The 12,473-nt window shown below is 66.4% G+C and carries 14 protein-coding genes and 2 pseudogenes; 6 read left to right on the plus strand and 10 right to left on the minus strand.

The features are described from left to right. Positions 1–83: 83 nt before the first annotated feature. From L6Q96_17135 to L6Q96_17160, 6 genes and pseudogenes are all read left to right on the plus strand, one after another. Positions 84–317, plus strand: coding sequence for a hypothetical protein (locus L6Q96_17135; protein MCK6556283.1), 234 nt, complete (start codon positions 84–86; stop codon positions 315–317). Positions 318–329: 12 nt separating this feature from the next. Next, positions 330–563 (plus strand): hypothetical protein, encoded by a 234-nt coding sequence (locus L6Q96_17140; GenBank protein MCK6556284.1) that lies wholly within the window; start codon positions 330–332, stop codon positions 561–563. Positions 564–815: 252 nt separating this feature from the next. Next, the gene (locus L6Q96_17145) at positions 816–2,660 is read left to right on the plus strand and encodes an extracellular solute-binding protein (protein ID MCK6556285.1); all 1,845 of its coding nucleotides are present in this window, start codon (positions 816–818) and stop codon (positions 2,658–2,660) included. A 17-nt stretch (positions 2,661–2,677) separates the two neighbouring features. Further along, complete coding sequence (locus tag L6Q96_17150) at positions 2,678–3,793, plus strand: microcin C ABC transporter permease YejB (GenBank protein MCK6556286.1); 1,116 nt, start codon at positions 2,678–2,680, stop codon at positions 3,791–3,793. Between the two features lie 11 nt (positions 3,794–3,804). Beyond that, a pseudogene (locus L6Q96_17155) lies at positions 3,805–4,755 on the plus strand (ABC transporter permease). Between the two features lie 144 nt (positions 4,756–4,899). Further along, entirely contained in the window at positions 4,900–6,513 is a 1,614-nt protein-coding gene (locus L6Q96_17160; GenBank protein MCK6556287.1) for an ABC transporter ATP-binding protein, read from the plus strand. Positions 6,514–6,770: 257 nt separating this feature from the next. Here L6Q96_17160 and L6Q96_17165 read toward each other — a convergent pair whose 3' ends face one another. From L6Q96_17165 to tssC, 10 genes and pseudogenes are all read right to left on the minus strand, one after another. Continuing rightward, a complete protein-coding gene (locus tag L6Q96_17165) occupies positions 6,771–6,974 on the minus strand; it encodes a hypothetical protein (protein ID MCK6556288.1) in 204 nt (67 codons plus the stop codon). Further along, positions 6,975–7,427, minus strand: a complete 453-nt coding sequence (locus L6Q96_17170) for a hypothetical protein (protein MCK6556289.1) — start codon at positions 7,425–7,427, stop codon at positions 6,975–6,977. Positions 7,428–7,578: 151 nt separating this feature from the next. Next, positions 7,579–8,118, minus strand: a complete 540-nt coding sequence (locus L6Q96_17175) for a hypothetical protein (protein MCK6556290.1) — start codon at positions 8,116–8,118, stop codon at positions 7,579–7,581. Then, positions 8,115–8,423, minus strand: coding sequence for a hypothetical protein (locus tag L6Q96_17180; GenBank protein ID MCK6556291.1), 309 nt, complete (start codon positions 8,421–8,423; stop codon positions 8,115–8,117). The genes L6Q96_17175 and L6Q96_17180 overlap by 4 nt, the downstream gene beginning before the upstream one ends. A gap of 93 nt (positions 8,424–8,516) precedes the next feature. Beyond that, positions 8,517–8,705: pseudogene (locus tag L6Q96_17185) on the minus strand (efflux RND transporter permease subunit). Then, positions 8,645–8,833, minus strand: a complete 189-nt coding sequence (locus L6Q96_17190; protein ID MCK6556292.1) for a hypothetical protein — start codon at positions 8,831–8,833, stop codon at positions 8,645–8,647. The pseudogene L6Q96_17185 and the gene L6Q96_17190 overlap by 61 nt, the downstream one beginning before the upstream one ends. A gap of 14 nt (positions 8,834–8,847) precedes the next feature. Continuing rightward, positions 8,848–9,183, minus strand: a complete 336-nt coding sequence (locus L6Q96_17195; GenBank protein MCK6556293.1) for a hypothetical protein — start codon at positions 9,181–9,183, stop codon at positions 8,848–8,850. 391 nt (positions 9,184–9,574) lie between these two features. After that, complete coding sequence (locus tag L6Q96_17200; GenBank protein ID MCK6556294.1) at positions 9,575–10,366, minus strand: SciE type virulence protein; 792 nt, start codon at positions 10,364–10,366, stop codon at positions 9,575–9,577. An 87-nt stretch (positions 10,367–10,453) separates the two neighbouring features. Then, the gene (locus tag L6Q96_17205; GenBank protein MCK6556295.1) at positions 10,454–10,942 is read right to left on the minus strand and encodes a type VI secretion system tube protein Hcp; all 489 of its coding nucleotides are present in this window, start codon (positions 10,940–10,942) and stop codon (positions 10,454–10,456) included. Positions 10,943–10,984: 42 nt separating this feature from the next. Further along, a complete protein-coding gene (gene tssC, locus L6Q96_17210) occupies positions 10,985–12,469 on the minus strand; it encodes a type VI secretion system contractile sheath large subunit (protein ID MCK6556296.1) in 1,485 nt (494 codons plus the stop codon). Positions 12,470–12,473 lie beyond the last annotated feature (4 nt).

Raw genomic sequence — 12,473 nt, forward strand, 5'->3', positions numbered from 1 at the left:
TCACTTCGGCATCCACCCCGTACCCGTACTCAGCGAAGCGGTACACGTACTCGTACCCGGATCCGGACTGAGGGCACCCAGGGATGAAGTTGGACCACGAACGGTTGGACGTCTCAGGGGAAGCGGCCGTGAACGAGTACGTGAACGAGTACGAGTACGGAGGAGAGACCGGCTCGGCGGCGCCCGCAGGCGAGGGGTCGGTGGGACATCCACTCGCTCCTGCCGGAGAGATGGGGGTCCAGCACCTCACTTCGGCATCCACCCCGTACCCGTACTCAGCGAAGCGGTACACGTACTCGTACCCGGATCCGGACTGAGGGCACCCAGGGATGAAGTTGGACCACGAACGGTTGGACGTCTCAGGGGAAGCGGCCGTGAACGAGTACGTGAACGAGTACGAGTACGGAGGAGAGACCGGCTCGGCGGCGCCCGCAGGCGAGGGGTCGGTGGGACATCCACTCGCGCCTGCCGGAGAGATGGGTGTCCAGCACCTCACTTCGGCATCCACCCCGTACCCGTACTCAGCGAAGCGGTACACGTACTCGTACCCGGATCCGGACTGAGGGCACGCAGGGATGAAGTTGGACCACGAGCGGTGGCCGTCTCAGGGGAAGCGGCCGTGAACGAGTACGTGAACGAGTACGAGTACGGAGGAGAGGCCGGCTCGGCGGCGCCCGCAGGCGGGGTGCCGCACAAGTGACTGCACGCCGCGGCGGGCACCGGGCCATGCTGCCGGATTGAGGCCGCCTGATTGCCCGCCGCGCGTAAGTTCCGGCTGTTGGCTCCGTGCGCCGCTCCTGCTACGCGAGAGCTCCATGAAGCTGGCTTGCGTCATTGCGGGAGTTGCTGTCGGGCTGGTTGGCTGGGTAACTGTGGCGCCGGCGCAAGGGCAGGCCGCCGCGCATGGCATCGCCATGCACGGAAACTTGAAGTACCCGCCCGGGTTCGCGCACTTCGCCTACGTCAACCCGGAGGCGCCCAAAGGGGGGGAGGCGCGGCAGGCGACGATCGGCACCTTCGACAGCTTCAACGCCTTCATCGTCAAGGGCAACCCTGCCGCCGGCGTCGGCCAGATCTACGATACCCTGCTCACCACCGCCGCCGACGAGCCCTTCAGCGAATACGGGCTGCTCGCCGAAAGCGTCGAAGTGCCGGCCGACCGCGCGTGGGTCGCGTTTACGCTGCGCGCGACGGCGCGCTGGCACGACGGCAAGCCCGTCACCGTCGAGGACGTCATCTGGAGCTTCAATACCCTGCGCGCCAAAGGCCAGCCGTTCTTCCGCGCCTACTACGCCGGCGTCGCCGCGGTCGAGAAAACCGGCGCGCGGACGGTCAAGTTCACGTTCGCCCCCGGCGACAACCGTGAGCTACCGCTCATTCTCGGCCAATTCCCGATCTTCCCGCAGCACTACTGGCAGTCCCGAGAGTTCGACAAGACCTCGCTCGAGCCTCCGCTCGGCTCCGGTCCGTACAGGATCGACGCCTTCGAGGCTGGTCGCTTCGTCACCTACCGCCGTGTTGCCGATTACTGGGGCAAGGATCTGCCGGTGAACGTCGGCCGCTACAACTTCGATGTCATTCGCATCGACTATTACCGCGATTCGACCGTGGCGCTGGAGGCGTTCAAGGCCGGCGAGTACGACCTCCGTCCGGAGGAGTCGGCGAAGAGCTGGGCGACCGCTTACGACTTCCCCGCGGTCGCCGCCGGCGCGGTGCAGAAGCGCGAGTTCCCGCACAGCCGCCCCGCCGGTATGCAAGCCTTCGCATTCAACACCCGCCGGCCGATCTTCCGCGATCGGCGGGTGCGCCAAGCTCTGGGATACCTGTTCGACTTCGAGTGGTCGAACCGCACGCTCTTTTACGGCCAGTACACCCGCCTGCGCAGCTACTTCGACAACTCGGAACTGGCCGCCAACGGCGTGCCCGGCGCCGACGAAATCGCCGTGCTGAAGCCTTTCGAGGGGCGCGTGCCGCCGGAGGTGCTCACGCAGGCTTACCAGCCGCCGGCGACCGACGGATCGGGCAATCTCCGCGAGAACATGCGCTCGGCAGTCGAACTCCTCCGCAGTGCGGGCTGGGTCGTGGACGCGAAGACGCGCAAGCTCACTCACGCCGAGAGCGGCCGCGTGCTGGCGTTCGAGATCCTGCTGAACACACCCCAGTTCGAACGCATCGCCTTGCCGTTCGCGAAGAATCTCGAACGGCTGGGCGTCGACGCCGCGGTGCGCACCGTCGACACCGCACAGTATCAACGGCGCATCGACGAGTTCGACTTCGATATGGTGGTGGCCAACTGGCCGCAGTCGCTGTCGCCCGGCAACGAGCAGCGCGACTTCTGGACGACGGCCTTTGCGGACAAGCCCGGGAGCCGCAACCTCATCGGCATCAAGGACCCGGTTATCGATGCGCTGGTCGAGCAGGCGATCGCCGCGCCCGACCGGGAGGCGCTGGTCAGCCGTGTGCACGCCCTCGATCGGGTTCTGCAGTGGGGGTTCTGGGTCATTCCGCAGTGGTATCTGCCGTTCGACCGGATCGCTTACTGGGACAAGTTCGGCCGTCCGTCGGTGGTGCCGGCGCAGGGGGTGCAGCTCGACACCTGGTGGATCGATTCCGGGAAGGTCGCCGCGCTCGAGGCCGCGGGTAAGCGGGGCGAGAAGTAGGGGCGGCGCGGTCGGGCATGGCGGCGTACATCCTCAGGCGCCTGCTCCTGATGATTCCGACGCTGTTCGGGGTCATGGTGCTGAACTTTGTCATCATCAACGCGGCGCCGGGCGGGCCGGTCGAGCAGGTGATCGCGCGGGTGCAGGGGCACGACGTGGCGGCAACCGCGCGGTTCGGCGGCGGCCAGCAACGCGAGGTCGGCGATACGCAGCGCCGTCCGGCCGAGCGCGACGGCGGCGCGGGCGGCGGCAAGTACCGCGGCGCTCGCGGACTCGACCCGCAGTTCATCGCCGACCTCGAACGCCAGTTCGGCTTCGATAAGCCGCCGCTGGAGCGCTTTCTGAGGATGATGGGCGGCTTCCTCCGCTTCGACTTCGGCAACAGCTTCTTTCGCGACGCGTCGGTCGTCGACCTCGTGATCGAGAAGATGCCGGTGTCGATTTCGCTCGGGCTCTGGACGTTGCTCCTCGTCTACACGATTTCCGTCCCGCTCGGCATAGCCAAGGCCGTGCGGGACGGCTCGCGCTTCGATGTCTGGACGTCGGCGGTGGTGATCGTCGGCAACGCCGTGCCGGGGTTCCTGTTTGCGATTCTGCTCATCGTCCTGTTCGCGGGAGGCCGTTACTTCGACTGGTTCCCGTTGCGCGGTCTGGTGTCGGACGACTGGCATCAGCTCGACCTGTGGCACAAGGTGACCGACTACCTGTGGCACATCGCGTTGCCGGTGCTGTCGATGGTGATCGGCGGCTTTGCGAGCCTGACGATGCTGACGAAGAATTCGTTCCTCGATCAGATCGGGCAGCAATACGTGGTGACGGCGCGGGCGAAGGGCCTTGGCGAGGGGAGGGTGCTGTACGGCCATGTCTTTCGTAACGCGATGCTGATCGTAATTGCCGGCTTCCCGGGCGCGTTCATCGGCGTGCTGTTCACGGGCGCCCTGCTGACCGAGGTCATCTTCTCGCTCGACGGCCTGGGGTTGCTCGGCTTCGAGGCGGCAATCAACCGCGACTATCCGGTGATGTTCGGCACGTTGTACTTCTTCACCTTGCTCGGCTTGTTGATGAAGCTGATCGAGGACATCACCTACGCCGTCGTCGACCCGCGCATCGACTTTGGCGCCCGTGACGGGTGAGCGGGAAGCCGATGACGCCGCTTAACGCGCGGCGGTGGGCGAACTTCTGCGCCAATCGCCGTGGTTACTGGTCGATGTGGGCGTTCGCGGTTCTTCTCGTGCTGAGTCTCGGGGCGGAACTGATCGCCAACGACCGGCCGCTGTTCGTCTGGTACGACGGGCGGGCCTACCTGCCTGTCTTCGTGAGCTATCCGGAGAGCGACTTCGGCGGTTTTCTCGACACCGAGGCGGACTACACCGATCCGGAAGTGCAGCGGTTGATCGGGGGGCGCGGGTGGATGGTGTGGCCGCCGGTGCCGTACCGGTACGACACGGTGGTCCACGACCTGCCCGGTCCGGCGCCGTCGCCGCCGACACGGCAGAACTGGCTCGGCACCGACGATCAGGCGCGCGACGTCGTGGCGCGGCTGATTTACGGGTTGCGCCTGTCGTTGCTGTTCGGACTGATACTCACGGCATTGAGTTCGGCCATCGGCGTTACCGCCGGTGCGCTGCAGGGGTACTTTGGCGGCTGGACCGATCTGTTCTTTCAGCGCTTCATCGAGATCTGGTCGGGCCTGCCGACCCTGTACCTGCTGATCATCATGGCGAGCGTGGTGGCGCCGAGTTTCTGGTGGTTGTTGCTGCTGATGTTGCTGTTCAGTTGGATGGCGCTCGTCGGCGTGGTGCGGGCGGAGGTGCTTCGGGCGCGCAACCTCGACTACGTACGCGCCGCGCGGGCGCTGGGGCTGGGCACCGTGCGCACGCTGTTTCGCCACGTGCTGCCCAATGCGACGGTGGCGGCGCTGAGTTACCTGCCCTTCGTCACCAGCGGCGCCGTGGTCACGCTGACCGCGCTCGACTTCCTCGGCTTCGGCCTGCCGCCGGGATCGCCGTCCCTCGGCGAGTTGCTGAAGCAGGGCAAGGAGAACCTGCAGGCGCCGTGGCTGGGGTTTACGGGATTTGGGGTCATCGCCGTCATTTTGAGTTTGCTCGTGTTCGTTGGCGAAGCGGTGCGCGACGCGCTCGACCCGCGCAAGACGCAAGGGGGCGCCGCGGCGGAAGCGGCGGTGAGCGGAGGGGAGGGAGTCGCGGCGGTAGGGGAGGGCGAGGTGCGCGGCGGCCTCCTGGCGGTGCGCGACCTGCGGGTGCGGTTCGGTCGCGGTGTGGGGGCGGTGGATGCCGTGCGCGGCGTGTCGTTCGGTATCGAGAAGGGGGAGACGCTGGCGCTGGTCGGCGAGAGCGGGTCGGGGAAGTCGGTGACGGCGTTGTCGATCTTGCAGCTTCTGCCGCGCGGGGCGGCGAGTCATCCGGGCGGCAGTATCCGCTTTCTCGGGGAGGAGTTGATCGGGGCGCCGGCGGCGCGCTTGCGGGCAGTGCGCGGCGACCGCATCGCGATGGTGTTTCAGGAGCCGATGACCTCGCTCAACCCGCTGCACGGCATTGCCCGGCAGGTGAGCGAAGCCTTGACATTGCATCGCGATTTGAACGCCGCGGCGGCGCGGGAGCGCACTTTGGAGTTGCTGCGGACCGTGGGTCTGCGGGATGCGGAGCGCCGACTCGATGCCCTGCCGCACGAGCTTTCCGGCGGGCAGCGGCAGCGGGTGATGATTGCGATGGCGCTGGCGAACGAGCCGGACCTGCTGATCGCCGACGAGCCGACGACTGCTGTCGACGTCACCATTCAGGCGCAGCTCCTGGCGTTGTTGAAGGACCTGCAGCGGCGTCTCGGCATGGCGATGCTGTTTATCACGCACGATCTCGGCATCGTGCGGCGGCTTGCGGATCGCGTGTGCGTGATGCGCGGCGGGCAGATCGTCGAGGCGGGAACGACGGCGCGCGTGCTCGGCGCGCCGGCGCACCCGTATACGCGTGCGCTGCTGGCTGCCGAGCCCGGCGGGGCGCCGCCGCCGCGGCCGCGCGGCGATGGCGAGCCGGTGCTCGCCTGCCGGGGATTGAGGGTGCGGTTCCCGATCAAGGCGGGGGTGTGGCGTCGCACGGTGGCGCACGTGCGGGCGGTGGACGGGGTCGACCTGACGATACGGGCGGGCGAGACCGTGGGGGTGGTCGGGGAGAGCGGTTCCGGCAAGACGACGTTGGGGCTGGCCCTGTTGCGGCTGATCGCGAGTGAGGGGGAGATCGCGTACGCGGGGCAGGCGATTCAGGGCTGGCGGGCGGCGGCGGTGCGGCCGTTGCGGCGCCACTTACAGATCGTGTTCCAGGACCCGTACGGCTCGCTCAGCCCGCGCATGTCGATCGGGCAGATTCTCGCCGAGGGTCTGCGCGTACACGGTCTTGCGGCCGGACCGGCGGACGCCGAAGCGCGCATTGACCGGATGCTCGAGGAGGTGGGGCTCGACGGGGCGATGCGGTACCGGTATCCGCACGAGCTTTCGGGCGGGCAGCGCCAGCGCGTGGCGATTGCGCGCGCAATGGTGTTGGAGCCGAGGCTGGTGGTGCTCGACGAGCCGACCTCGGCGCTCGACGTGTCGGTGCAGGCGCAGATCGTGGCGCTGCTCAGGGAGTTGCAGCAGCGTCACGGCACGGCGTACTTGTTCATCAGCCACGACCTGCGGGTGGTGCGGGCGCTGAGTCATGAGGTCCTGGTGATGCGCGCCGGGCAGGTCGTCGAGCAGGGGCCGGCGGCGCGTGTGTTCGAGTCGCCGCGAGACCCGTACACGCAGGCGTTGCTCGCGGCAGCGTTCGAGCTGACGGCCGTCGAGGGGGTCGTGAGCGAGTAGGCGGCTCAGGTCGGACGGCGACAACGGGCGGTTACCGGCGGTCTCTTCTACCGCGCCGATTGGCATCCTCGCGCCAGCCAGCCCTGAACGGGTGGATGTCACGTCAGTTCCCCACGTCGGTTCCGTCGGTCACATGTGGTCACGCGAGGGGGGGCATCCTCGTGAAGAATCGTGCCGCCAGAGGGGGGCACACTGGCGAAAAATTCTGCCGACAGGGGTCCCTTGCTAGTGAAAATCGACGTCGACACGATGCGAGTTCAACGACGGTACGGGTCCCCTCTTGCCTCGTTGAGGGCTTCGATCGTGCGGAAACGGCGGACGCCACGCGGCAGGTCCGGCGTAGCGGAATAGCGACGATAGAAGCGCAGCATCTCGCTCACTAGCTGAAGATTGCGCGGGTCAGCGGGATCCGTCCACGGCGGCGGCATGTCAGTCACAGACCGATAACGAAAGACCGGCATCTACTTCTTCTCCAATCCGAATCGCTCAGCGAGCATGGCCGCGTCCATACGATCCATCAAGCGGACGGTATCCTTCTTGAGCAGCCAGAGAGTGCGCGGGGTCACCACGCGAACCGGCACGTCGTCGTAGCTCTTCACCTCGATCTCTAGCTCGGAATAGCTCACGGCCTCACCCAGTCTGGTCACCAGATCGAACCCGAATCCGTCCGGGGGAAGATAGCGCACCGCGGGATAATCACCGCAAAGATCGTCCGCGCTTATCTCGTCGATGCTGGGATCGTCGAACACCGAGCGCAGCCCGGTCTTAAGGCGCTCGATATTTTCGGCTTCGGGTCGAACGAACAGATCCAGATCGCCGGTTGCGCGAGCCAACCCGTGCAGTCCCAGCGCCACGGCGCCGAATACGGCATAATCGACAGCCTGATCGTGCAGGGCGCGAAAAATCTCCCTCAATCGTACTTCATCGAGGCTCGGGGATTCGCCCATGGCCGACGGATAACACCTGCCGAAACGCTCGCCAAGGGAGGGCGATCGGCGTCCGCAGGGTGGCCGGGTCCAGGCCTGGGTGACGTTCCGGCCGAGGCATTACATTCCTTACCGGAGCCTAGCCCTGGAGCGCCGGACGAAGTCGGTTCACGGCGGCGTGGAGCAGCTTCCTGCGTCCGCCGTCCAGACTGGTGAGCGCATCCACCCGTTGCTGGAGGACCTGTGGGTCCACAATCCTCTCGCGCAATAGAATGCCGACGAACTCGAAGTCCTTCGGCCGGCCCGCCGCGAGCTTGCTCGCCGCCAGATCCGTGGGATCGAGGCATAGACCTCGGAATCCGTTTGTATTCTGGTTGTCGATCACGACCAGGCGTTCCTGCCATCCCTCCGGGAGAACGATCCCGTCCATGTCCACGCCATCGACATAGAAGCCGAACGTCTTGTGAAACGGGCTTAGCTCGCCGATCGAGCCCTCGATCAGCGACTCCAGTTCCGGATGGTTTCTGGGTGCAACGTCGGCTTCCATCGAGCGTAGCAGGTCCGGATGTGCATTGGGGCACGCTCCCAGGATCGCCTGGCTGCCAACAACGAAGATCTCATGATCGCCGGAAATCGCGCCGGCAGCGCGGATCGCGTGCTCGAGCTGGTCGCGCGTCATGCGCTCTTCCCGCCGACATCGCCGCTGGCCTCCTGTTCGACTGCCTCCAGGACCGCCCACCGCTCGCGCGGGGTTAGCACCGGAGCAAGCGGAGAGCATTGGCGCAGGGTTTGCCCTTCCTCGGGATCGAGGATCGAGTCGGCGATCCGGTCGACAGACCAGCAGGACAGCATCTCGTGCCACTGTGCCAGCCACGTTGCAGACGCCTGATTCTCCTTGCGCTGTCGCCATTCGCGCACCAGATCGAGGCAGGGCTCCCGCAGTTCGGGATGCCGCCGCAGTTTCTCGATCGCAGCGCGGTGCAAGCGAAGGTTTCGTAGGTCGGAACGCGCGTGACCGTGCGGCTTCACGACGCCAGCAATACCGCCGCGGCCGTGCACGAGCAAGCGACGCGGCGCTTAGCGGCGGGGCGCCGACCACCGACGCCTGACCACTGACCACCGACCAGTGAGCCGTCCCGCATCGAAGCGGTGCAGCGCCACGTAGAAGACGGGTACGAACGGAATCGCCAGTAAAGTCGAAGCGATCATGCCGCCGAAGACGATCGTGCCCAGGGATTGCTGGCTCGCCGAGCCGGCGCCGTCGGCGGCACGATCTCCGGGTACTGGGCCACCGGCAAAGCCAGCAGACACACGAGGCCGAGGACGAGGGTGACGATGGCGACGATGGCGACGGCGTGGGCGAGAATCGGCCGTTCGACGAAGAACCTGGACATGCGCCGGCGCCGCCTCAGCCGCCGTTCTGCGGCGCGCTTCCCGCGGCATCGTCGAGGCGCTGCGGCGTTACGGTGTGCCCGGGAATCGCCTGCAGGACTCCGTCGACGATCACCCAGTCGTCGGGCCGCAGGCCTTCCTCGATCGCGAGCAAGGAACCCTCCTGGCGGCCCGTCTTCACGCTCCGGCGTTCGACGAGTTGCCGATCGCCGACGACGAGCACGTACTCTCCTTGCTGATCGAAACTGACGGCCTCGCCCGGCACGAGGAGCGCCTCGCGTTCGAACGCTGCGCGCACTCGTACGCGCACCAACAATCCGGGCAGGACGGCGTTGTCCGGGTTCGGGAACACGCTGCGGACACCGGCGGCCAAAATAACGTGAGGTTGCGTTCGTGGGCCAGCTCCACCAGGCGAGTCAGCACCGGATGGTCGAGCGCGGCCCACCAGACGAGACGCTCCGGCCCGGACGGCGTGACCGTTCGTCCCGCGGCCGTCCACCAGTCGGCGACGGGCAGCGCCGGTCCTTGGAAGTCGGGTCCGAGCTTACAGCCCTTGGCAAAGAAGGAGTGCGCCAGGGCAAGCCGCCCGGGGGCATCCGTGCAGGAGGGTCTTGTGGACATGCGCCCGGGGCATCGAATTAGACGCTTACGTGAGGCGCTGAGCGCGGTCGACTGGGTTCAGGACCTGGAGACCCGTGACGCTGGCTGTTCGGCCCGAGGATTGCCGAATCGAGGTCGGGAGTTCAGCTCGGCGATATCTCCACGTGGCGGATGTCGAGTACGGCGCAGGGGTCTTCGCCGGCGAGGAAGGTCCGTTGGCCGACGCCGCGGACCGGGCCTTCCGGGGTTTCCAGCCACTCCGTGCGGCGGCCCAGCTTCACCTGGTCGTCGGCGTGGGCGTGCGAGCCCTCGTACAGCACCGGCACGTAGCCACGGTACTGAGCGCCCGTGACCAATTCGAGCCGGGCCGGAATCCAGAGGAGATCGCGTGGGCGCTCGGGGGCCGCGATGTCGAGCACGCGGATCTGTTCGAACGGCACCCACACGTAGTCGCGCACGACGATCAGTTCGAGAAACGGCGCGACGAGGTCGTCGCAGTCCCGGAACCCGTCGAAGGCGGCATCGCCGATGCGCCCACGCAGGCCGGTGCGAGTCTCCTCCGAGCACTCCAGCGTTGCCCGGGCGGCGGTTGGATCGCCGCTGCGAAGCTGGCCGATCGCCTCCAGGTGAAGAGCCGTGAACGGCGGCGGATCGAGCAGAAACTCGGGACGCAGACTCTCGGTATAGAGGCGACGGCGCAGGCGTTCGGCGTGGAGGATGTTGCGGTACACCTGCACCGCCGGCTCGGTCGAGGCGTCCTGATGCCCGACGACATCGAGTTGCCGGGCGGCCCGTTCGAAGTCGCCGGCGAAGCAGAGGAGCTCGAACAGGAAGGTCCGGTGGCGGAGTTCGGTGGGCCGGGCCTTGACGTCACGCGTAGCGGCGTCGACGGCGCCGCCGAGGTTCCCCTGCTGGAATAACGTTCCCGCGTCCACCTCAGTTCCCCAGATCTCCGCCTTCGGTCCGCCAGGCGGAGCCGCGCCGGAGGAGACTCCGACCGGCTCCGGGTCTCGGTTCCGCTTTCAGTTCTGCTTGATGTTCTTTTCGATGTCCCAGGCGTAGGTCACCTTGCCGCCCTTCGGCCCACCGGTCTTGTCCTGCTCCTGGTACTCGACCTTCACTTTGGTGAAGTTCAGGGCCACCTCTTCGGTCTGGCGCTCGTCGGTGCTGGCGCCGCCGGTCTTGACCGACGAAACGAGCAGATCTTCCATGGTGACCGTCAGATAATCGAGCGGCTTCTCGCCGGCTTTGCGGACGGTCAGTACGGCCTTTGGGATGTGTTTGCCGTTCGAGCACGCCAGCATCAGCTCGGGGCTCGACTTGTCGACGAACTTCGCGAACGACAGGTCGTGGACGTTCACCTTGCCGGTGCCGCCGCCGCCGCCGGTGCTGAAGGTCCCGGTCTGGGTCAAGCCCCACTTGTACGACAGCACGTCGATTTCCTCTTCGTGCTTGTCGAGCTTCGACTCGCCTTTGATACCGTCGATCTTGATCGTCATGTCTACGGCCATGGCTGCGGTCCCTCCTTGCGATGGTTGATGGTGGTTGGGATGTTATCCCTTCGCCTGCGGCAGTTCCGCGACCAGGCGGAGGGAGACGCCGAGCTCCTCCATCTGGAAGTGCGGCCGCAGGTACGCCACGGCCTCGTAAGAGCCGGGCTTGCCTTTGACGTCACGAACTTCGACGCGCGCCTCGCGCAACGGCTTCTCCGCTTTGGCCTTGGGGCCGGCCGTCTCCGGATTCTCCAGCACGTAGTTGAGAATCCATCGGTTCAGCCAGTCCTCGATCTCCTTACGTTCCATGGCCGCGCCGATCTTGTCGCGGGCCATGGCCTTGAGAAAGTGCGCGAAGCGCGAAGTGCAGAGAATGTAGGGGATGCGGGCCGAGAGCTGGGCGTTGCTGTTGGCGTCGTCGCGGTCGTAGAGCTTCGGCTTCTGGCACGACTGGCCGCCGAAGAACGCGGCGAAGTCGGTGCCCTTGCCGTGGCAGAGAGCGACGAAGCCGAGGTTGCTGATCTCGAACTCGCGCCGATCGGGAATGCCGATTTCCGTCGGGCACTTCATGTCGACTTCACCGTCCATCGTCTTGAACGTGTGCGTCGGCAGGCCCTCGACCAGCCCGCCGCCCTCGACGCCGCGGATCGCCGCGCACCACCCGTACTTGGCGAAGGCGTCGGTCAGTCGCGCACCGTAGGCATACGCCGCGTTGGTCCACAGGTAGTGGTCGTGGTTCCCGGCGACCTCGGTGAAATCGAACTCCTCGACCGGGACGGTCTCCTTGCCGTAGGGCAGGCGTCCGAGCACGCGCGGCATGGTCAGCGCCACGTAGCGCGAATCCTCGGAGTCGCGGAACGACTTCCACTTCGCGTACTCGACGGTGTCGAAGCCCTTCGAGAGGTCGCGGGGTTTGTTGAGTTCCGTGAACGACTCGAGCCCGAACATGCCGGCGTTGGCGGCGGAGACGAACGGGGCGTGCGCGGCGGCGGCGACGTTGGAGACTCGTTCGAGCAAGGCAATGTCCTGCGGGTGATTGCCGAACTCGTAGTCGCCGATCAGGGCGCCGAAGGGCTCGCCCATGAACATGCCGTACTCGTCCTCGTAGACTTTCTTGAACAAGCCGCTCTGGTCGAACTCCGAGGCCCGTTCGAGGTCCTTGAGCAGATCCTGTTTGGAGGCGTTGAGGACGCGGATCTTCAACTGGGTGCCGGTCTCGCTGTTGTGTACAAGGTAGTGCAGGCCGCGCCACGAGGCTTCGAGCTTCTGCAGGTCGGGATGGTGCAGAATCTCGTTAAGCTGTGCCGACAGGATGGCATCGATCTGCTCGATGCGTTTGTTGATGGTCTTTTCGGTGTCCTTGGCGACGACCAGCTTCGGGTCGAGGAGCTGGGCGACGAACTCCCGGATCAGGTCGCGGCCCCATTGGCGGGAATCCTCGTCCTTGGCGCGCAGACCCTTTTCCAGGATGGTGTCGAGCAAGCCGGCTTCGGCTTGCGGGGCGGCGGCGGGCGCCGCCCCCGGCGCTGTCTGCTTTTCGGCCATAATG

It is taken from the genome of Candidatus Binatia bacterium, assembly GCA_023150935.1.
In the GTDB taxonomy this organism is placed as follows: Bacteria; Desulfobacterota; Binatia; order HRBIN30; family HRBIN30; genus JAKLJW01.